We start from the raw sequence: 23,007 nt of genomic DNA, 5'->3' as shown, positions 1-23,007 counted from the left end.
GTTGATCTGATCCCGGTCCACGTCATTTACGAAAGAAAAATAGAGCCTTATGGAGATTTTGATCATTTTTCTGGTGGTCTTCGGCATCATCGTTTTGCAGGGTCCTGTTATCAAGTGGTACAATTACTTGTATGAAAAAAGGCAGTATAAGCTATTTCTTGGTCAGGAAACTGTTTACCACACTATTGTTGCACAACACCTGAAACACTATAACAGGCTGCCTGTCGAGGATCAGCACAGGTTCCTGTTCAGGACGTATTTGTTTAAGAAAGCCAAAAAATTCCATTATATCGAAGTGGAAGAAGGCGCCGAAATGCCCATCCTTATCAGTGCCGTTGCGGTGCAATTGACTTTCGGCCTTGAAAAGTACCTGTTCAATTATTTTAAGGATATCTACGTACTGAAGGACGATTATCATTACGGATTTTATTCACGTCCGTTTCAGGGGCACGTTGATCACAGCGGCATTTATTTGTCGTGGGATAATTTTATTAAAGGATTGAAAGGACTCACGCCCAATTGCAATATGGGATTGCATGAAATGGGCCATGCGCTGGCTTATGTAAACTTCATTTCCCAGACAGAGGAAGACAAGCACTTTAAAAAAGAATTCAAGAACTTCTCAAAAGTTGCCCGGCCAATTTTCGAGAGCATGCAAACCGGCTCAAAGAATTTACTCGGCGATTATGCAGGCACTAACTACCACGAATTTTGGGCGGTGAGCGTGGAAGTATTTTTTGAGAATCCCATTCGTATGCGCCACGAAATGCCGGAGCTGTATGTTGCAATGAGTTCTTTACTTCGTCAGGACCCGATTGGATTATTGAATATAAATAAACTGGCTGCCTAGCGCACTATTTTACTTGTTGCCTAATATTGAGTATTGTGTTTTGTATGTCGAATGTATCCTGATTTAAAGGAGCGCATTCGACATTTTTTTTTGAACAGGATCCATCGCCGTTCACTGCATTTTCTGGTTGATGTAATATTTTGGTTTTGCCGCCTACTAATTTCTATATAGTTTTATCAACCGGAACTAACCCAATATGAATTACCGACCTGGTTTACACATCATTGCCGAATTTTCCTCTTCCAGGAAAGAATTGCTTGAAAGATCTTCGTTTGTACAGCAGTTGTTGAATATTCAAATTAATAAGTATGGGTTGAATAAATTAGGCGAAGTGTACCATGATTTTGATCCGGCCGGTTACACCGCCGTAATTTGCCTCAGCGAATCGCATATTTCATTGCATAGCTGGCCTGAATACGAACGCATAAATATGGATATCTATTTATCCAACTACCAGCGTAATAACGACAAAACCGGACAACAAATATTTGAAGAGATCATTCAATTCTTTGGCGCCGAAGTTATATCCTGCCAACAAATAAAACGCTGATGCTACCATGAGTATAACTGGCATACATACTTGTCCTGATTGCAACCTGCCGTTGACGTACAGATGTGCTGATACCAATGTAATTGTCTGTTCGCATTGTTTTGCCCCGGTTAAAAAACCGGCGGATGGCCATTTGGCACAACGGGTCAACCTGCTGATTGCAAAAGATGAGGTTACGCCCATTCAAATAGGTACACAAGGCGAATGGAGCGGTAAAAAATTTGAGATCATTGGCCGGCTGCGGTGTGTTTTTGCTGATGGGTTTACCAACAACTGGACCATGTATTTTGATGATGGTGGAATAATGATGCTTGTTGAGAACTGCGGCCAGTTTGCTGTGTATGAAAAGACCACGTTGGAAAGAAATATCGCTTTTTCCCGGGTTGCGGCGCTGGATTACGGATCAGAAACGGCGGAATTAATTGCCGGCAAACAGTATACCCTCGAACGAAAAACTACCTGTGAATACATGGAAGTGGAAGGCGAAACCTGGCTATTCGACGATGATGGCAAATTCACCAGGTTGGAAGTAGCTGCCCAGAGGGGAGGCCGGCTTGCACTTATTGAAAATAATAAGGGAAGCTATATAACCTTTCGCATTCACTATGTTCCATTCCCTGATTTTGCATTTAAAAATGCACGCAGCCTGGTTATAGGTACGGTAACTAAAGAACTTTCCTGTTCTACCTGTAATGAAGTTACCAGGTTGTATTCGTGGCCCCTTGCCAATTCATATACCTGTACCAGCTGTGGCGCTTCTTATACGTTTGAAAACGGGGAAAGGAAGTTTAAACGCAGAATAGGATTAAATAAATCGCCAGCCATTCCATTGCATGCAACAGGTGTTATCAGGGGAATTCAATACCAGGTAGTTGGGTTTATGGAAAAGGAAGACGATGAGTCGTACAAATGGCGCGAATATACCTTGTTTAATCCCATCCAGGGCTATGCGTATTTATCTGAATTCAACGGCCATTGGATTTTTCTGCAGGAAACAGGGCATGCGCCTGTAATCACAAACAACAAAACAATGCAGTTTGACTATGATGGTAAAGTTTTCAAGCTGTATAATCAATACCGGTATTCTGTTGTAGATAGCCGCGGCGAATTTCCCGGGAATGTATTTGATAATAAAAAACCGAATTGCAAAGAATGGATTGCGCCACCTGAAATCTGGGCGCGCGAATTACATGACAGCGGCTTGTGCTGGTTTCAGGGAAAGCATATTTCAAGGAGTGAATTGTATGCGGCATTTGGAAAAGACATTAGCCTGCCATTCAAAGTGGGCGTGGGTGCTGTTCAGCCTGCACCTGGGATGGTGGGTTTAAGTCTGCTTTTACGGGGCGGGGCGGGAATATTGCTTGTTTTTTTGTTGTTATTCCTGTTCTCCATAACATATAACCGGGAGCAGGTAGTTTATGAAAATATGTTCGTGTTGCCAGGTACCCCGGAGATACCGCCTATTGTAACGCCCCCATTTAAACTGGATAAATGGCGGGCAAATTTGGAGTTTCATATCTCTGCGCCAATAAATAATAGTTGGTTCGAAACGGCAATTACTCTGGTCAATGCAGATAACGGAAACGAATATGCTGTGGAAAATGGCGTGGAGATGTATAGCGGCTATGATGGCGGAGAGTATTGGACCGAGGGTAGCAGCAGTGGAGATGTTTTGATGAATGCCATACCGGCCGGCAACTATTTTCTGCGGATCGACCCGTCAAAAGGACCGGGTAACATTGAAACCTTTTCATTGAAGGCAACCTATGACGTACCCATGTGGCGCAACTTCTTTATTTTCGTTTTATTCGCTTTGCTGCCGTTATTGGCCGTATTGGTCCTTGCAGTTATCAGAGAAGGAAGGCGCTGGCAAAACAGTCCTTTTTATCACCAATAATTAAGCATTATGTTTAAAGAGTACAAAAAATTAAGCTGGTTTTTTATCTGGGCCCTGTTGATGGCAGGCGGCATGATGTATGCCAACTATTCGGGCTACCGGATATTTACATTCAACAGCCAGCAACAGTGGAATGCTGGCGGGCCTGGCTATCATAAATAATCAAATTACTATTCATCATCAAAACCAATTGTAATGCACCCAATAGTAAACTCTATTTTGTACAGCTTTTTAGGGATCGCCATTTTGGTGATTGCGTTCTGGATCGTCGAAATGTTAACACCCCGGCATAACTTATGGAAAGAAGTAGTGGAAAAGCAGAACATGGCGTTGGCTATTGTCGCCGGATTCTTTATGCTTTCGATTGCTATCATTATTGCCTCCGCTGTTCATTAATCATTCTACTACATTATGCAATTGTTGTTGTTACTGGCGGTGTTTGTGATTGCTACCTGTGGACTGATCTATGAACTGGTAGCGGGTACGCTGGCGAGTTACCTGTTAGGCGACTCTGTTACCCAGTTTTCCACCATCATTGGCGTTTACCTTTTCTCCATGGGAGTGGGCGCTTTTCTTTCCCGCTATTTTACCCGGAACCTGTTGCGCTGGTTTATTCAAATTGAGTTAATGGTGGGAATGATCGGTGGATTCAGTGCACCATTGTTATTTATTTTATTTCCGGTTGCCTCCTCTTTCAGGCTTATATTATATGCGCTGGTATTTTTTACCGGTACACTGGTTGGGTTAGAAATACCATTGCTGATGCGGATCCTGAAAGACAAGGTAGAATTCAAAGAACTGGTATCGCGGGTGTTTACTTTTGATTACATTGGCGCTTTACTGGCAGCGCTCATCTTCCCATTGCTCCTTGTGCCTCACCTGGGATTGATCCGGACTTCTTTGTTTTTTGGGATACTAAACGTACTGGTTGGCTTTTTCCTCGCCATGCAATTTGGAAAAGAGATCCGCCGGATCAGTGCTGTTAAAGCGACTGCCATTTTAATACTGATAACACAACTGGTGGCGTTTGTTTTTTCGGAGCGCATTTTAAATTATTCTGAAACGCTTACCTATAACGACCATGTTATTTTCGCTACGTCTTCGCCCTATCAACGAATTGTGCTCACAAAAAATAAACGGGAGTTGCGGTTGTTCCTGAATGGTAACCTGCAATTCAGTTCGGCCGATGAATACCGTTACCATGAAGCGCTCATCCATCCCGGGTTACAGGCTTTACAACAACCCCGCCAGGTGCTGGTGTTAGGCGGTGGCGATGGGCTGGCTGTTCGCGAAATACTAAAGTACCCTTCTGTTACTTCGGTCACGTTGGTTGACCTGGATGAAAAAATGACGCAATTGTTTTCATCGAACAGCATCTTGATGGAACTGAATCAGGGTTCATTGAAAAATGCCAAAGTAAAAGTGTTGAATGAAGATGCCTTTATGTTTTTAAAAAACAATTCAACTAAATACGATTTTATTGTAATTGATTTTCCAGATCCCTCTAATTTTTCTATAGGTAAATTATACTCCAATACGTTTTATCGGCTCTTACAAAAGGCATTAGCCGATTCCGGCGTAGCGGTTATACAATCTACCTCGCCTTACGTGGCGCCTAAATCATTCTGGTGTATCGATGAAACCATCCGTTCTGTTGGCTTTCATACGGCACCTTATCATAACCTGGTGCCTTCATTTGGTGAGTGGGGATACATCCTGGCATTTAAACGTCCTTCGTACACCGTACCTGTATCCTGGTTGCCCGGATTAAAATTCCTGAGTTCCGACATTGCACAGCAAATGTTTGTCTTCCCGCAGGATATGCGCACAAAACAACCGCTGGCCGTAAACAAATTGAACAACCAGGTATTGGTAAATTATTTTGAAGAGGAATGGAACGCTTACCTTGAATAATATGCATCGTCGCCGCTTTATACAAAGTTTGTCTACACTGGCCGGAACGGGTTTGTTGCTGCCGGGCTGTGCTGTACGATCAGCAAAGCAAATACCGGGTGAGATCGTTGGCGCCGCTGCGGCTGTTGGGCATTTACTTCGGGATGGCGTGTTGAACGATACACCGGAACATGCCGGTTCAACGGATGTCGTAATTGCAGGCGGCGGTATCAGCGGCTTATCGGCTGCGCGGTGGCTGCGAAAGAAGGGCATCAATAATTTTGTATTGTTCGACCTGGAAAAACAGGTTGGGGGTAATGCGGCCAGCGGACAAAACAAAATCTGCCACTATCCCTGGGGCGCACATTACATTCCGGTTCCCAATAATGATCTTACCGAATACCTGTCTTTTCTACAGGAGTGTAATGTAATTACCGGTTATAATGCTGCAGGATTACCTGAATATAACGAATATCACCTTTGCTTTGCGCCGGAAGAACGGCTATACATAAATGGCGTTTGGCAGGCCGGGTTGGTGCCGCATATAGGCGTGCCCAATGAAGAGCAAGAACAGATAAAACGGTTCCTGGAACAAATGGAAACGTTCCGGTATGCAAAAGGTACCGATGGAAAAGATGCATTTGCCATTCCGGTCAATAATTCGTCAAAGGATACGCAATATGTGCAACTGGACCAGATAACCATGAAGGCATGGTTGCTGCAGAATGGGTATACTTCCAACTACCTGCACTGGTATTGTAATTATTGTACGCGCGATGATTTTGGCACGCGGTACGATGAAGCATCGGCCTGGGCTGGTATCCATTATTTTGCCGGTCGCAAAGGCAAAGCGGCCAATGCCGAACACCAGGATGTGATCACCTGGCCGCAAGGCAATGCCTGGCTGGCGCAGCAATTACAAAAAGGATATTCAGAAAACGTTAAAGTGAATAGCCTGGTAACAGGTGTTGAAGAAACAAGCACCGGTGTTGATGTGGTGTACCTGGATGTACCTGCCAAACGATTAAAAAAGATCACCGCCCGGAAATGTATTATAGCAGCACCGCAATTTGTAGCGCAACGATTAATAAAGAACAACGAACGGCAATCAATGCTCCATCGGCATTTTTCTTACTCGCCCTGGATGGTGGCCAATATAACCGTGAAAGAATTAGCGGAACGGCAGGGAGAAGGATTGTGCTGGGATAATGTTCTGTACGATAGCGAATCGTTGGGCTATGTGGAAGCCACACACCAGTTGCTGCAGCAACACGTGCCCGACAAAGTACTTACTTATTACCTGCCGTTAACCAAAAGTAATGCCGCCGCTGAACGTAAGCACGCGCTTTCTCTGAAACATACTGATTGGACGCAATTGATCCTGCACGATCTGCAGAGAGCGCACAGCAATATTCAGGATGCGGTTCAACATATTGATGTTATGTTGTGGGGACATGCCATGATACAGCCAACGGTGAATTTTGTTCATAGTACGGTACGTAATGACATTGGGCAACCCATCAACAACAAGGTATTTTTTGCGCATACTGATCTGGCCGGGATTTCCATTTTTGAAGAAGGGTTTTACCAGGGCATACAGGCTGCTGATGCAGTTATAAAATCATTGTAGGCGTGCCGCGGTTACCTGGCGAAGTGCCGCTGTAGCGAGAAACCGTGACAAGCCTGCTAAAGCTAATCACCATGAAGAAATTGCAACCGTGGATCTATTCAATGAAACTCGACGGGCTGTTTATTCTGTCGCCGCCGTTTGTTTCATTGCTGGTTGTATTCTTATTGCCCGGTCTGTTCAGGGCAGGGGAGGGCATTCCTGTTTTCTGGTGGATCGTTTTGATTGTTTGTATTGATGTGGCGCATGTGTACAGCACCTTGTACCGTACTTATTTTGACAGGGATACCTTTCAACAACAGAAGAATATTTTGATCGGTATTCCGGTAGTGGGTTTTGTGGTGGCGGTAATATTGTATTCCATTGATGATATGGTCTTCTGGCGGGTGTTGGCTTACCTCGCTGTTTTTCATTTTGTTCGTCAGCAATATGGGTTCATGCGTATTTATTCGCGCAAAGAGCTATTTAATAAATGGTATTATAGGGTTGATCAAACCGCCATTTATATGGCTACTGTTTTCCCGATATTATATTGGCATTTGAATGCACCACGGAATTTTAACTGGTTTGTGGAAGGTGATTTTGTTTATTTCCGGGCTGAGTGGTTACTGGTAATTGCAACGATATTATATCTATTGGTAATTGCCGCCTACCTGGTGAAAGAAGTAGTGTTTATCGTGAAGGAAAAGCAGGTGAATGTTCCGCGGAACCTGGTGATGGCCGGCACTTTTTTATCGTGGTATTTTGGCATTGTTTATTACAACGGCGATATGGCGTTTACCCTGCTCAATGTAGTATCGCATGGCGTGCCGTATATGGCGTTGATATGGGTGTATGGCAAAAAGAAAACGGAAGCAGGAACTAGTAGTAACTACGGCAAACTGATCTCCCGGTTCTTCACCCGGTACGGCATTGTGCTGTTCCTGCTAAGTATGATCGTGATGGCTTATGTGGAAGAAGGCTTTTGGGACGCGTGGATCTGGAAAGAACATAAAAGCGCCTTTAGTATTTTCTATACCTTCTCTTTTCAGCCGCCAAAGGAAGTGCTGGCCTTACTGGTGCCATTGCTGGCGCTACCGCAAATTACGCACTACATTATTGATGGTTACATCTGGAAAGTATCGCGCGGTCATATTCCGTTTAAGCGTTCCTGATAGTCAGGATTCTTTATTTACCGGTACCTGTTCTGTGACAGGCGACTGTGTAGCCGCTTCTTTCTTTTTATGTAAAGGAGAGTATATAAGGTAGTAATAGAAAAGCACTAACAGCCCCAGTGAAAAAGGAATAAGGCAGTACGGTTTTACCTGCTCATCTACACCGAAAAACTCGGAGATCATCCACATGGAGTTGGCGCTTATCCATAAGGTAATGGCAATATTATGGGTGAGCTCGGCCATGATATGCCGGGTACGCCAGGAAATAAAAATTGCAATGGCCAACGTAGGAAAGATCATGGCTATACCCAATGCCTTAAAGATCATGCACCAGCAAATATCTTTTATCAGCCAGAACAGAATGTGCAGATTCTCCATTTTCCGGAACCTGGCTGGTATAATATACAAATCCTTTTCGTACTGCGTCACAGGCAATTAATTTGACAATTGTATTGAATAAAAGCGTTTTCGATCCTTCACTACCGCCTTGCGCCAGGGCTTCGGCGAGGCGAAGCAAAAATATGTTATTTCGATAATACGCGCTTAAATCGCTGTATATCGGCTTCGGGTTGCAGTGGCAACTGATGCTGAATATGTTGTACTAGTTGGGGTGCAAAAAAAGGCGCTAAAGAGCAGCCTTTGGTACCCATACCATTGAAAATACCGATGGCCGGATGCATAGGATGGAAGCCAATAAAAGGCCGCCGTTCAATGGTAGCCGGACGTACAGCCGCTGTATGTTCCAGTAACCGGATAGGCACTTTTATCCAGTGCTGTAGCGTGGCCAGCATTCTATCCCGGAAGGCAGCCGTAGGCTGATCGCTGGCAAAGTCCCATTCATACGAAGAACCTACCCAGAAGATATTCTCACGCCAGGGCACCCAGTTGATGCCTTTTTTAAAGATATGTTGCGTAGGCATATCCTTCGCTTCTACCAGCAATACTTCACCCTTGTTGGGTGCAAAAGGCAGGTTGGCAAACCAGGGACTGTTAAAGGAAGCAATGCCATCGCAAAAAATAATGCGTTGCGCCGTGATGTCTTTATACTGTACTTTATCTGGTTGAACTTGCAATTGCGTGCTATTGAATTTTTCTTCCAGCAGGTTGTTACCGCTCAACAATAAACGACGATATGCCGGCAAGAGCTCCGGTAAGTTTACCAGGTAGCAAGGGGTAATGGCGCCATACCCGAAATCATAATTAAAGAAATTACTCCAGGCGCCGGGATCGTTTTGTAAAGAAAGATATTGTGTGTCCTCTGCATATCGTTTTTCATAGGCCAGCTTCATTTGCGGGGTGGGAAAGAAATCAATGATGTCTTTTTGTTCAATGGCCGTGATCTGTAATTGCTTTCCCAGTTCGGTGTATTGCTGCCAGGCAAAAGGCATCACTTCATCTATCATCCAGGTTTTTACAATGCGTCTGCCGGTAACCGGGTTTATAATGCCGGCAGCAACTTTGGAAGCTGCATCCGGGCGATTGTCATCGATCACCAAAAAAGAATACCCCGCTTTTTGTAAAGACCAGCTCAGGAATGTTCCGCAGATACCTTGTCCGATTAGTAGAAAGTCAACGTGCATGGTGCAAATGTAATGGAGGAATTTTATGAAAAGAAACTAAGGGTTTGGCTGCAACGTCTTTGAATAGCGTGGCTGTTACAGGTTTCAGGTTACAAGTTACCAGAAATACAGGTTACAGGTTGCTGGTTGCAGGGAATAACGGTTCCCAAATAAAAAGGAGAACCACCTTTTTACGGGTGATCCTCCTTAGCTATAGATTAAACAACTTTCATTACTCCACCTTCACATTAATGCCTTCACTATGGCTGGTAAATTCAGGGGCGTACATACATTGAATGGTAGTAATGCCATTGCTGAACGTACCGGTATGGGTAACGAACAAAGGATATTCGAATACGTAAGTGCCTTTTGGAAGCTGACCAAAGAAGAAATTGGTGCTGGCATCTTTGGTTGATTCGTAATAACCCAGTCCACCCTGCCATTTGTATTCACTGATCACATTCACCGGTTCCATGCAGGCAGCCCGCATATCTTTCATGTGCACATATTCCATGGTGCGGTCAACACGCAGTTCAATGCGCACTTTTACCTTGTCGCCTACTTTCATTGCATCGCCTTCATTCACGGGTTGTAATACGGGGCCGCGATCGGTATTCTTTTCTACAAATAACTTCTTCGTTAATTGTAATGGCGTGGCCGCGCTGGTGATCTTGTTGAGGTTTTCAAAATATTGCCAGTATACGGCGCCCCATGAAGCCGAGGCCTGGTTGGCCCCCCCGTTAGGGGAGGAGGAATTACTAACAGTAACCTTAATGTTGCCCATCTCCGGTTTTACCTGCTTTTCATCAAACACTTTTTTGAAGTAACCGGTGCCGGCTTCCTGTTTTTGATCTTTACTGCTTACAGTAGTGCTACCGAGCGCAATGGTAATATCAGGCGTATTGGTCAACAAGTCGGTGCCTTGCAACAACAATGCATAGCAGGCATCGGCCGTTGCTTTGGTGGTCCGCCAGTTCTGGGTTTGCTTTTGTTTCAGCAACCATACTTTCAGGTCGTTCACAGCCGCAACATCTTTCGTTACTTCTGAAAAAGTTTCCATCAGTAATGAGTGCGACTCAATGGGCGACTGGTACCAATAATAACCGCCAGTGAATTCTTTCCAGTACATGCCCATTTCTTCATTGGTGAGGGCGTTTTCTTTTATTGATTTTACGATGTTGCGGGCGGTTTGCACATCGCCGGTACGGAACAGGGATAACGCGATCATCCCCTGCATGTACCTGCTTTGTTTTACCCAGCTTTTCTGCGCCTGTGAGCGGTAATAATTATACGCTTTAAACACACTACCCGGTACCCCGTATTCAGGGAAGAAGCTACGCATGTACAAATACTGTATGTGCAATGGGCTTACATACTCATCGTTTGGTGTCTTCTTGCTGTATTTCAGCATGTTTTCATAATCTTCTTTAATCCGCTCATCGAGGTAAGGGATGGCCTTTTTAATAGCGGCATCCAGTGTTTCGTCGCCTGCCGGTATGGCTTTCAGTTTTTTCAAATGACCAATGCCGGTTAAAATATATTGTGTGATGTAGCGATCGTCTGGTCCACCCTTGAACCAAACAAAACCACCATTGGTGCTTTGCAGTTCTTTTAATTTGGTAATTGATTTGTTCAATTCACTGCTCATGCGAACCAGGTCGAACAACAGCGCGATGTTCTTTTTTTGTTGCGCTTCGTTTTTGGCTTGCAATACCCAGGGCGTTTCCTGCAACAGCACTGATTTCAGTTCTTCATTCTTTTGCAGGTTGCTTAACAGGGCTGCGGTATCAGCCGTTTTCCAACGTTCAAATATTTGTTTGATCCTGGGCGAAGCATTGGCAATAGTGCTGGCCAGTGCATTGGCATAATACCGGTTAAACACCTGCTCGGCACAATCGTAAGGATATTCCATTAAGTAAGGCAATGCCTGTACTGCATACCAGGCCGGGTTGCTGGTGTATTCAACTGTAAGTGCATGATGGTTCAGTGTTTCGCTGCTGCCGCTTTTTACCAGTTTTTCAAATGTGAAGTTCTTTGTGGTGTTGCCGCGAACAGGCAAAGGCAGGCTTTCTGTTACCAACATGCGATTGCTCACCACCGGCAGCATGGCTTCTTCACCATCGCTGATGTTGGCCGCTTTGGCAATGAGCCTGTATGTAACTGGTTTATTATACTGATAAGGAATTTCAATACTGAAGGTAACCGGAACGCTTTGTTGGGCCGGTACTGTAAAGTATTGGTTGGGAATTACATTTTTAAACCAACCATCAATCGATTGGTTAGTGGTGGCATCTATCAACACCAATTGTACCTGGCCGGTTATTTCTTTATCGGTAAGGTTGGCAATTTTGCCGCTGAAATTCATGCGGTCACCTTCCCGTAAAAAGCGTGGTGCATTGGGTTGTACCATCAGGTCTTTTTGGGTAACAATGGTTTTTTCATTGTAACCGAATGACAGGTCTTTGGTATGCGCCAGGCTCATCCATTTCCATTGGGTAACTGCTTCGGGCATGGTAAAGGAGAACTCAATATTGCCATTGGCATCGGTATGCAGATCGGGGAAGAAGAAAGCCGTTTCATTGAAGTTTTTGCGGAGCTGAACGGCTGCTTCAGGAGCCTCAGGTTTTTTACCCTGAGTGGTTGCTTCATCCAGTGCTGCGTTCGAATCCTGGACAACTCCATTAGCAGAGAGGTCTTTGTACCCCCCCACTGCTTCATTTTTCTGATTCGCTATTACATTCTCAGCCGCAGCCATTGCCGGTACATCGCCTGGCGCTGCGCTTTTCGCCAGCATTCTATCGCTACGGAAGCCAGATCCTATGCTTATGTCAAAAAGAGCGATCCCCAGTTGATCGTAGGTCTTGTCAATGGGGGCATATGCCTGAATTTCATTATTTTTTTCCAATGACTGAACCAGGCTGAAATTGTAATTAATATCCCATTTTTTATTCGGGTAATAAATATCCCAAAGATCAGGCTTCTGCCAACTGTGTGGCTTAAATTGGTCCAGCGAGGCATCGTACATGGCGGTGAGCATTTCTGCCGCTACTTTATCACCTTTATAGCCGCTTATTTTCACTTTCCATTTTTCTTCACTGCCGGGCAGGGTTTTATCGCGAAAGGTTTCGTAGGCAATTGTCAGCTCTTTGTTGGTATATGGAACCGAGAATGTAAGGTTATCGGTATATACCCGGTTATGTTTTACGAAGACTGTTTGTATGCCAAAACCACCGCGATCTTTTTCTGTAATGGTCCGTTCAAAAGAACGGCTGTTCTTATTCAGGGTGAAAAAGCTTCTCTCGTTGAAATCATCTTTTTTCATCAGGTCGTGAATCACAAAAGCGTTATCTACAGTTGTGCTTACCTGGTAGCTGGCCTTGTCGCCCGGTTCCAGGGTAGTATTGTTGCTTTCGATACCACCAGTGGCCAGCGGGCTTACAATTGACTGGTTGTACACCTGTACATACCGCACATCTTTTACTTCTTCGCCATATTTATCTTTAGTAGTAGCCTCAATGGTATACCAGCCGGGCGCCAATGGTGTCCCGATAGTTATCGGGAGGCCGATAGTGGATGGCTTGCTGCCTGAGGTAGTGTCTGTTTTTTCCGCAACCTTTTGCTCTTTAGCCCACTTTGACGGATCATTCTCATTTTTATATACATCGTATGGGAAGGCGGCATAGAATTCCTGCTGCGATAACACAAAGGTATCGGGCTGTGGCCAATAGCGTTCCCTGAACAGGCGATCGGGCATTTTCAATTTATGTACGGAGACCGTAACTGTTGTTTTTTCAAACAACTCGTTCAGGTTGGTGCTCGATAACCTGACCTTATTCAGGCTATCGGCATGTATTTTTTCAGGCACATCCAGCTTTAGCTTCAACGCCTGGTACGCAACGGCTACCTGGGTGTTGGCGCTTCTGGTTTCACCGGCTATATCGGTAACATCGGCCGATACTTCATAATAGAAAGTAGGCTGGTCTTTTTTCGCAATGCTGTTATCAGGCTGCGCCTTAAAGGAGATCTTAAATTCGCCTTTGGCATCGGTGCTTACTTCGCCATGGGCAATCTCCACTTCTTCGCGGCCATAGGGCGGCCAGATCATTTTTCTGAACCCGCCATAAAACCATAAAGGCATTATGGTCTTACGTACTACGCGGTATTTCACTTTTGCCCCATCAATGGCATTGCCTGCATAGGCTTTGGCAATACCGTTCACGGTAATGTTTTCGTTTAACCGGTAAGTGCCGGTTGGTTTGCTGATCTCTACCAGGAATTTAGGCCGCTTGTATTCTTCTACTGAAAACGAAATACCGTTGGCCGCCATAACATCGGTGATGTTAAAAACTCCATTCAACACATTGGTAGGTAAGGTCAGTTTGCCTGAATAAGCGCCGTATTCATTGGTGGTAACCTGTATGGTATCTATGGGTTGGCCATTGGGATCTGAGATAGACAGGCTGGTGGCAAAATTGGGCAGAATGACCGATTCCCCGTTTTTAGCATTTCTGCTAATCAATATGCCTTTAAAGTACACTATTTGACCAGGCCGGTAAATAGACCGGTCGGTGAATAAGAAAGCGATCTTCGAATCTTTAAATACATTCTCAAATTGGGGATAGGTGTAATTGTAACTATAATCCTCCAACATCAAATGATCATCGCCGCTGGTGATTTCCAATTTATAATTACGTTCATTATTGTTCTGGTCCGGAATAACTTTTATGTATCCGTTCTCATTGGTAACGCCGCTTTGGCCTTTGGTGGCGGTATACTTGCGTTTGTTATGATCATAGGAGCGATACCATACCTGAACTTTTGCATTAGCTAATGGTTGCCCGGTTTCGCGATGTACTACAAAATAATCGGGGCCTTTATTGATGTATGCAATGTTGGATACATAAAAGTATTGCACTGCCAGTTGGTTATCAGCTAATATGAATTTATCGTTTACACTGGCTATTATTGCGTATTCACCAATTGGTAAGGCATCTATTTTTATTTCTGTAGTATGTTTTTGATAGTCTTTTGTATCGGGCAATTCCTGGCTGAACGTTTTAATGGTTGGTAATTGTACTAATTTTTTCCAATAGTCATCGTCCCAGGTTTCGGTGCCAAGGGATTCGCGTGTTTTGGCATCCAGCTTAACCACGCGGAAATTCATTTTGGTAAAATTGCGCCAACTGATAAGGGTACGAAAAGGCTGGCCGGGCACATTTACCTTTTCGGTTTGCAGGTTCATCTCCTTACGTACTATTTCCTGCATGAGGTTGGTGCAGTTTAATTTTCCTTCGCTGCTGTCTGCCCGGGCAATCACTTTATCACAAATGCTTTTTGCCTTAAGGTAATCGTACCGGTTAGTATCGCCTTTCAGGGGGTCATATTCACGGGCCTGGTTAACGTGCCATTGCGCCATTAAATACCAGGCTTGCGTAGCGGCAGGAATTAAGCCGTATTGAGCGCCGATCTGTTCCAGCGCTTTTATATACAATGCATCTTTGTTCTCCATTGTTGCATTGTTATAAACATACTGCAATCTTTCAACATCAACATCTATGAAAGCATCGGGTTTAGTATCTGCGGCATGTAACTGTAATAAGCGCTGATACAATTGCAGGGCTTTGAACTGCAGGGAAAGGCTATCGCGGGTAGTGAAAGCATGGTTCATGAATTTTTTAGCCTCATTAAAGGCCGCTGCATCATCTATCTCGAATGCATTTACCGGCTTGGTAATAGTGCTTTCATTATTTTTAAAATAATCCAACCCGCGGTGTGCCAGCAGGTCGAACAGGGTAGGGCGCAGGTGGCGCACATTACCTTTTATGATCACCGGGTCAAAGGCTTCGAGCTTTGTTTGCTGTAATAACTTTTCGTTACTAATGGAGGCCAGGTACAACTCGCTGATCTTTTTATGAAAATCATCTGTGCTCCAGGTGGCCAGGTCATCCTTTTTAAAGTTCACGGTTTGCGTACGGTGGTACAACTGCCAGCGGTGCTGTTGAAACCACACCCAGTATTTTTGAGCGGTTATGCTTTGCAGAACGGCCCGTACCGGCTCTTTGGAAGCAGCTATTTCTCCTTCTAACTGTTGAATACTTTTTTTAACAGCGTCCTCTTGTTTCTCCTGCTGCAATCCTGCCTGGTATAACAGGGCCTTGATCATCTGGGCATCATTCCCTTCTTTTTTTGCAAGCGAATAAATATTTTTCACCGCAGTAAGGGCCGATTCGGTGAGGCCGCTTTTTTGAATAAGACTGTCAATCTGTTTCCATTCTTTGTCATAGGTTTTCATCTTCTGTTGGCCATTGGTGGCTAATGCAATTAAGGTTGCACATACCACTGATAAAATTCTCTTAATATTCATTCCACCTGGTTTTGTTACAAGTTAGTGAAAAACTGAAGTAGGTTCTTCTTACCTCTTACTTCCTAATACCGATGCAAGATGCTAATAAAATGCATATTGCAAATTGTTAAAGTACTTCACAATCAATCCCATGACGGCAAACGAAGTGCCGCATTATTATATGGTAATATTAAATATAGGTCGGTCGTGAACCGTTTATGCAACGTAAGTGCCCCAAATTTCGTTCTTTATAAAATTGATACCTAACCCTTAATCTGCACAAACATCCAGTATGAAAAAGACGTGTATTCAGTTCCTTCTTTTAATTGTTCTTGCCCTTACTGCGCATGCCGGTCACAATGATGGCATATTAACCATTACCAATTTAAGCCGCCAGGACGTGCTGATTGAAGTAGATGGCCGGCCATATCCTGAGTGTAACAATGCGCTTATCCTTCGCGATCTTCCGGCAGGTAATCACCTGGTAAAAGTGTATATCGATAAAGGCAGAGCTTTCGGCAACAGGCGAATAACGATCTATAACAAGAATGTGTATGTGAAGCCAAGATTTTATGTGGATATTATTATCAACCGCTTTGGCCGGGCGTTAATGGATGAACAGCAGATAACCGATAACGGATATGATAACGGAGGCTGGAATGACAATGACAACAATGGTAATAACAACAATGGAAACAACAATACACCTAATCCATGGCCACCCAGGAACACAAATGTAATACCCAAACCAATAGCCGATGAAACCTTTAATGCGTTTAAGGAAACGATAGCCCGCGAAAGCTTCGACGATTCGCGCATGGCCATTGCCAGACCGATCGTAGATCAGAATTATTTTACTTCCGCTCAGGCGAAGCAGTTGGTTTCGATGTTTTCGTTTGAAAGCAGTAAGCTGGAGATAGCCAAGTATATGTATGGCAAAACGATCGACCCGAAGAACTACTTTGTAGTTTACAATGCATTCTCCTTCAGCAAAAGCAAGGAAGAACTGGCCGAATTCATCAGGAATTACAAATAAGGCTGAAGGCTTAACGCTTAACGCTTAATGCTAAAGGCTCGCGTTCTGCGTTCTGCGTTTCAATAATAAAAAAACCTTGCAGTTTTCGTCCGGCTTTTATCGCGGGACTAATCTGCAAGGTTTTACTATATAATAGCGGGAAAGATTACTTCTTAATGATCTTGGCCATAGTTACGCCAATATCAGCGGGGCTCGATACTACATGGATACCGCATTCCTGCATGATCTTCATTTTAGCAGCAGCCGTATCTTCTGCGCCGCCAACAATAGCGCCAGCGTGACCCATTCTGCGTCCGGGAGGAGCAGTTTGACCGGCAATGAAACCAACTACGGGTTTTTTGCCATTTTCTTTATACCAACGGGCAGCTTCAGCTTCCATTCCACCGCCAATTTCACCGATCATTACCACGCCTTCGGTTTCAGGATCGTTCATGAACATTTCCAGGGCTTCGCGGGTAGTAGTGCCAATGATGGGGTCGCCACCGATACCAACGGCTGTAGAAACACCCAATCCGGCTTTAGCTACCTGGTCACTCGCTTCGTAAGTGAGGGTACCTGATTTTGATACGATACCTATTTTACCTTTTTTGAATACAAAGCCAGGCATGATACCTACTTTGCATTCACCGGCCGTAATAACGCCCGGGCAGTTAGGCCCAATGAGGCGTGTTTTAGTGCTCTGCAGGTACAATTTGGCTTTCACCATATCCTGTACGGGAATACCTTCAGTGATACACACTACCAGCTCAATGCCGGCATTGGCAGCTTCCATAATAGCATCGGATGCAAAAGCCGGTGGTACAAATATGATCGACACATTGGCCCCGGTTTCCTTTACTGCTTCCGCTACGGTATTAAATACCGGCCTGTCCAAATGCAATGTGCCACCTTTGTTTGGTGTAACGCCACCCACTACATTGGTACCATATTCTATCATTTGTGTAGCATGAAAGGTACCTTCTGTACCGGTAAAGCCCTGCACCAGGATCTTTGATTGTTTGTTTACTAAAATACTCATCAGCGGAAATTTAGTTTCCCGAAATTTATCGGGTGTGCAAAAATAGGGGAGAATCGTCAATTGGCAATAGACAATTGGCGACAGGCAAGCGGTATACAAAGGTTAATTACGGGAACGATTGCGGAGGCGTGAAACGGCAAACGGCAGACGTGAAACGGTTGTCGTGAATGGTGAATGGTCAATGATGAATCGTGAAACGGCAATCGGCAAGCGTGTAACCTGAAACCTGAATTTCGCGAGATGCGAACCGGTAACTGGTAACCAGTAACCGGTTACTACTCCCCCTTCAGGGGCTGGGGGGCTTACTTGGTCAAATCATCCATATTCCTATTCTCGTCTATTTTACCGGTTTGTTCCAACATTCTCATATCCTTGGCGTCTTTTAAAAACTCAGATGCAAAAATGAATTCGTTCAGGCGCTCATTCTTGTTAAAAATGATCTCTTTATTGTTGCCTTCCCATTCTTTTTTACCCTGATGCATAAAAATAATATGATCGCCGATTTCCATTACGCTGTTCATATCGTGGGTATTCACCACCGTTGTGATGTTATATTCAGTCGTAATTTCTTTAACCAGTTTATCAATTACCAGCGAGGTTTGCGGGTCGAGCCCCGAGTTGGGCTCATCAACAAAAAGATATTTAGGATTTAACACGATGGCGCGTGCAATGCCCACCCGTTTTTTCATCCCCCCGCTCAGTTCGGCAGGAAATTTCTTATTAACGTCTTTCAGGTTCACCCGATCCAGTACTTCGTTCACCCGTTTTAATTTCTGCGAATAATTGTCGGTTGTGAACATGTTCAGCGGGAACATAATATTTTGTTCAACCGTCAGGCTGTCGAATAAAGCCGAGCCCTGGAACAGCATCCCGATCTGCTGACGGATCTCTTTCTTTTCTTCCTCAACCAGCTTATTGAAGTCTTTGTCATCGTAGCAGATCTCACCCTGGTCGGGCACCAGCAAACCTACCATGCATTTCATAAAAACCGTTTTACCGCTACCACTGGCGCCGATAATGAGGTTGCATTTACCAGGCTGCATAGTAACAGTTACACCGTTCAGTACGGTTTTCTCACCAAATCCTTTCCTTATGTTTTTTACTTCGATCATGGTTGTATGAATTCATGCTATAGGTCCCTGCCGCACGTACCCGGCTACCGGCACTTTAACACGTATAACTTATTATAGTTGTATTCCCTGTCGTATTCCCTCTGTTTGGGTTAGCCTGTTGTTGTTCAACCGTTACTGTAACAATAATGCGGCCAGTACATAATCGGCAAACAGGATGCTCACACAGCTTACTACCACCGACTTGGTGCTGGAACGGCCGATCTCAAGGGCCCCTCCCTGAACATGATAGCCATAATAAGCAGGGATACTGGAAATTATGAAAGAGAATGTATAAGCTTTTACCAGCGCAAAAAATACATTATACGGTTGAAAGTTCTCCAATAAGCCTTTATCATACATATTGGCCGCCACTATACCTGAAGTGGTCACAGCCAACCGGCCCCCATAAATACCTAATGCGGCTGAAAATATCACCAGCAGGGGTATCATGATAAGGGCTGCCAGAATTTTTGGCAATACCAGATACGCTTTGGTATTGATGCCCATAATTTCAAGGGCGTCAATTTGTTCGCTTACCCGCATGTTGCCCAGCTCACTGGCAATTTTACTCCCTACTACACCTGCAAGCACAATACACACCAGGGTAGGGGCAAACTCCAGGATAACCGTATCTCTAACAATGGTGGCAATGGCCGAAAGGGGAATAACGGGGCTAACCAACTGGTACGCAGTTTGTAACGCAGATACCGCCCCCATAAACACAGAAATGATGACTACAATACCTAATGAGCCGAAACCAATTTCATTGCATTGGTGCATAAGTTCTTTCCAATACATCTTCCAGTTTTCAGGTTTCGAAAACATTCCTTTGATCATCAGCAGGTAACGGCCAAACTCGGTAAATAAAGTCATGAGATATAAGCAATAGTGTAAAAATACGGTTTAACCCGGAAATGGCAAGTCGGCTGGCTGTTTGTTGTTTGTGGTTTGTTGTTTGTAGTTATCTTCAGTTCAAAGTGTTCGATTTTTGTTACCATTTCCCGAAAACCGGGCATTCAGAAACCGGTATTTATGATGAGCTGCAAATTATATAGCGCGCTCGATAATAAAGGACCTGCTCAAACCGCGAAGCAACAACAAACTACAAACCATAAACCCCAAACTATAACTATTTTTTCTTCCACCAGGCCGGCTTCTTGGCAGAGTCCTGGGTAGCGTTACCACATTTTAACTGGGCGTCAATAACGGCAATAAGCGCCATATTGTAAATGCTGCGAACCGAACTGCCCAACTGCAGCACGTGCACCGGTTTCTTCAGGCCCAGCAAAATAGGACCTACTGCATCGGCGCCGCCAATTGCCTGCATCAGGTTGTAGGCAATATTACCCGAAGCCAGGTTTGGGAAGATAAGCGTGTTCACTTCCTCGCCCACCAGCTCACTGAACGGGTAGTTATCACGTAGAATTTCCTGGTTGAAAGCAATGCTTGCCTGCATTTCACCATCTATAATAATTGTGGGATCTTTTTGTTTAACGATGTCTTTCGCCTGGGCTACCAGTCTAGCTTCCGGTGAATCGCTGCTGCCGAAGTTGGAATAGCTCAGCATGGCAATACGCGGAACAAGATTAAAGCTGCGTACTTCCTTGGCAGCCAGTAAAGTGATATCTGCCAGTTCTTCGGCAGTAGGATTGAAGTTCACTGTGGTATCGGCCAGGAACAGGGGACCTCTTTTTGTAAGCAACATATACATACCGGCGATCTTTTTCACGCCTTCTTCCATACCGATTATCTGCAATGCCGGGCGAATGGCTTCAGCATAATTGCGCGTTAAACCCGAGATCACTGCATCGGCATCGCCATTCTCAACCATCATGCAACCGAAATAGGTGCGTTCTTTCATCATCTTGCAGGCCTCATACTGATTCACCCCTTTGCGCTGGCGTTTTTTGAAGAACAGCTCGCCGTATTGTTTGCGTTTTTCTTCATACTCATCATCGCGCGGGTCAATGATGGCCATATCATCGAGATCGATCTTGTTCTCCAGCGCCAACTCCCTTATTTTTCTCTCATCACCCAACAAAATGGGGTAACAGATGCGTTCTTCAGCAGCAATTTGGGCCGACTTCAATATTTTAACGTTGTCGGCTTCGGCAAACACCAGGCGTTTAGGGTTGCGGCGGGCTTTGGCGCCCAGTACACGCATCAGTTGATTATCGAGGCCCAGGCGTTTGTTCAGTTCAATGGCATATGTTTCCCAGTCGGTGATCTTGGTTTGAGCAACACCACTTTCAATAGCTGCTTTGGCAACGGCCGGGGCAACGGTGCTCAACAACCGCGGATCGAGCGGTTTGGGAATGATATAGTTGGGGCCGAACGATAAGTTCTTTTCGTTGTAGGCAATGTTCACAATATCGGGCACGGGGCTTTTAGCCAGTTCGGCCAGCGCTCTAACGGCGGCCAGCTTCATAGCTTCGTTGATCTGCGTGGCGCGAACATCGAGGGCGCCGCGGAAGATAAAGGGAAAGCCCAGTACGTTGTTCACCTGGTTAGGATAATCGCTGCGGCCGGTGCCCATAATCACATCTTTACGGGCGGCAGTACAATCTTCATAAGTGATCTCCGGATCGGGGTTCGCCATGGCCAGTACGATTGGGTTCTTCGCCATGCTCTTTACCATTTCCTGCGAAAGCACATTACCTTTGCTGAGCCCGATGAATACATCTGCGCCATCGAGCGATTGTTCCAGCGTAACATTTTTGCCTTTCGAAATAAATTCTTTTTTCAGTTCATCGAGGTCGGTACGGCTTTCATGAATGAGGCCTTTACTATCAAAGACCAGGATGTTTTCGCGGATAGCGCCCAGTGCTTCATATAATTTTATACAGGCAATGGCAGCAGCGCCGGCGCCGTTCACTACGAACTTGCATTTTTCGATCTTTTTCTTTTGTATTTCCAGGGCGTTCAACAGGGCGGCAGCGCTGATGATGGCTGTACCATGCTGATCATCGTGCATCACCGGTATTTTCATTTGCGCTTTCAGGTGCTGCTCAATATAAAAGCATTCAGGCGCTTTAATATCTTCGAGGTTGATGCCACCAAAAGTGGGTTCCAGCGCTTTTACTATCTGAACAAATTTCTCAGGATCTTTTTCATTGATCTCGATATCAAAAACGTCGATGTCGGCAAATATTTTGAACAATACGCCTTTCCCTTCCATAACGGGTTTGCCGGCTTCAGGGCCAATATCGCCTAATCCTAATACGGCGGTACCGTTACTGATAACGGCAACCAGGTTTCCTTTGGCAGTATATTTATAAACAGATTCCGGATTTGCATGAATTTCCAAACAAGGTTCGGCAACACCGGGAGAGTAGGCGAGTGATAGGTCGCGTTGCGTTTTTGCTTCTTTGGTTGGGATCACTTCGATCTTGCCAGGTCTTCCTTTGGCATGGTACTCTAATGCGGATTCCTTACGCAGTTCTTTTTTCATCTGAAATTGATAATTTTTCGTTTAGCCAGATGGAACTTACAATGCCAAAATTTTCATTGCATTAAAATGTTATAATGAAAATTTTGGCATAGACGTTTCATCAGTTATTATTTAATTTTTCACCAGTTACCGGCTTGGCCGATTGGACTGTGGTTTACCATGAGATCATTTTAATTCTTAGGGTTTGAAAAAAATGAGAACATGGGGCGATTCATAGAAATTATTTACAAACGATTGGCGCGCAATTTACGGTAAAACGGGTGGATAAGGTAGAAAGTATAAAGTAGGAGGCCATAGGCAGAATGTATGGTGGAATTGTTGTATGTGTTTGGTTTTCAATAAACCCCCTCATTTTCCGGTTAAATTCGGTAAGAAAAAGGTGATTATTTGAAGGATTCCGGGTTTCTTTATGGGTAAAGAGAAAACTTTTCAGGAAACCGCCAATCCTTCCAGGAATTCATAAAAGCTTTCAGGAAATCACAAATGGTTCCAGGAAAACATAAAAGCTTCCAGGAAT

Annotated in this window: 16 protein-coding genes; 9 read left to right on the top strand and 7 right to left on the bottom strand. The window is 44.6% G+C overall.

From position 1 onward, the window contains the following. The first annotated feature begins 49 nt into the window (after positions 1-49). The 8 genes from FAM09_RS02005 to FAM09_RS01975 all read left to right on the top strand — a co-directional run bounded on the left by FAM09_RS02005 (position 50) and on the right by FAM09_RS01975 (position 7,971). Positions 50-850, top strand: coding sequence for a zinc-dependent peptidase (locus FAM09_RS02005; RefSeq protein WP_136575404.1), 801 nt, complete (start codon positions 50-52; stop codon positions 848-850). A 196-nt stretch (positions 851-1,046) separates the two neighbouring features. Then, positions 1,047-1,400, top strand: coding sequence for an S-adenosylmethionine decarboxylase family protein (locus FAM09_RS02000; RefSeq protein WP_136575403.1), 354 nt, complete (start codon positions 1,047-1,049; stop codon positions 1,398-1,400). 7 nt (positions 1,401-1,407) lie between these two features. After that, on the top strand, positions 1,408-3,297 hold the full coding sequence (locus FAM09_RS01995) for a DUF4178 domain-containing protein (RefSeq protein WP_136575402.1): 1,890 nt from the start codon (positions 1,408-1,410) through the stop codon (positions 3,295-3,297). Between the two features lie 9 nt (positions 3,298-3,306). Beyond that, positions 3,307-3,459: a hypothetical protein gene (locus FAM09_RS30595; protein WP_153825435.1), complete on the top strand. Its 153-nt coding sequence runs from the start codon at positions 3,307-3,309 to the stop codon at positions 3,457-3,459. Positions 3,460-3,492: 33 nt separating this feature from the next. Further along, the gene (locus tag FAM09_RS01990; protein ID WP_136575401.1) at positions 3,493-3,693 is read left to right on the top strand and encodes a DUF350 domain-containing protein; all 201 of its coding nucleotides are present in this window, start codon (positions 3,493-3,495) and stop codon (positions 3,691-3,693) included. 15 nt (positions 3,694-3,708) lie between these two features. Next, positions 3,709-5,211: a polyamine aminopropyltransferase gene (locus tag FAM09_RS01985; RefSeq protein ID WP_136575400.1), complete on the top strand. Its 1,503-nt coding sequence runs from the start codon at positions 3,709-3,711 to the stop codon at positions 5,209-5,211. Between the two features lies 1 nt (position 5,212). Then, complete coding sequence (locus tag FAM09_RS01980; protein WP_136575399.1) at positions 5,213-6,820, top strand: FAD-dependent oxidoreductase; 1,608 nt, start codon at positions 5,213-5,215, stop codon at positions 6,818-6,820. Positions 6,821-6,891: 71 nt separating this feature from the next. Beyond that, positions 6,892-7,971, top strand: coding sequence for a hypothetical protein (locus FAM09_RS01975; protein WP_136575398.1), 1,080 nt, complete (start codon positions 6,892-6,894; stop codon positions 7,969-7,971). A 3-nt stretch (positions 7,972-7,974) separates the two neighbouring features. Here FAM09_RS01975 and FAM09_RS01970 read toward each other — a convergent pair whose 3' ends face one another. From FAM09_RS01970 to FAM09_RS01960, 3 genes are all read right to left on the bottom strand, one after another. Then, positions 7,975-8,400 carry a hypothetical protein gene (locus tag FAM09_RS01970; RefSeq protein WP_208025464.1) on the bottom strand — a complete coding sequence of 142 codons (426 nt, stop codon included), beginning with the start codon at positions 8,398-8,400 and terminating at the stop codon, positions 7,975-7,977. A 95-nt stretch (positions 8,401-8,495) separates the two neighbouring features. Beyond that, the gene (locus FAM09_RS01965; protein ID WP_136575397.1) at positions 8,496-9,551 is read right to left on the bottom strand and encodes an NAD(P)/FAD-dependent oxidoreductase; all 1,056 of its coding nucleotides are present in this window, start codon (positions 9,549-9,551) and stop codon (positions 8,496-8,498) included. Between the two features lie 211 nt (positions 9,552-9,762). Beyond that, the gene (locus tag FAM09_RS01960; RefSeq protein WP_136575396.1) at positions 9,763-15,894 is read right to left on the bottom strand and encodes an alpha-2-macroglobulin family protein; all 6,132 of its coding nucleotides are present in this window, start codon (positions 15,892-15,894) and stop codon (positions 9,763-9,765) included. Between the two features lie 271 nt (positions 15,895-16,165). On the opposite strand from FAM09_RS01960, the gene FAM09_RS01955 reads away from it, so the two are divergent. Then, a complete protein-coding gene (locus FAM09_RS01955; protein WP_136575395.1) occupies positions 16,166-16,909 on the top strand; it encodes a DUF4476 domain-containing protein in 744 nt (247 codons plus the stop codon). A 145-nt stretch (positions 16,910-17,054) separates the two neighbouring features. Here the strand turns inward: FAM09_RS01955 and sucD are convergent, their stop codons facing one another. The 4 genes from sucD to FAM09_RS01935 form a co-directional block, all read right to left on the bottom strand. Further along, positions 17,055-17,927 (bottom strand): succinate--CoA ligase subunit alpha, encoded by an 873-nt coding sequence (gene sucD, locus FAM09_RS01950; RefSeq protein WP_136575394.1) that lies wholly within the window; start codon positions 17,925-17,927, stop codon positions 17,055-17,057. 302 nt (positions 17,928-18,229) lie between these two features. After that, positions 18,230-19,039, bottom strand: coding sequence for an ABC transporter ATP-binding protein (locus FAM09_RS01945; RefSeq protein WP_136575393.1), 810 nt, complete (start codon positions 19,037-19,039; stop codon positions 18,230-18,232). A 132-nt stretch (positions 19,040-19,171) separates the two neighbouring features. Beyond that, positions 19,172-19,912, bottom strand: a complete 741-nt coding sequence (locus tag FAM09_RS01940) for an MlaE family ABC transporter permease (RefSeq protein ID WP_136575392.1) — start codon at positions 19,910-19,912, stop codon at positions 19,172-19,174. A 256-nt stretch (positions 19,913-20,168) separates the two neighbouring features. Beyond that, the gene (locus FAM09_RS01935) at positions 20,169-22,490 is read right to left on the bottom strand and encodes an NADP-dependent malic enzyme (protein WP_136575391.1); all 2,322 of its coding nucleotides are present in this window, start codon (positions 22,488-22,490) and stop codon (positions 20,169-20,171) included. Positions 22,491-23,007: the final 517 nt, after the last annotated feature.

The sequence above is a fragment of the Niastella caeni genome (genome assembly GCF_004834005.1).
GTDB lineage: Bacteria > Bacteroidota > Bacteroidia > Chitinophagales > Chitinophagaceae > Niastella > Niastella caeni.
The sequence above is the reverse complement of the archived record's forward strand: the minus strand, read 5'-3'. Positions and strand labels throughout refer to the sequence as shown.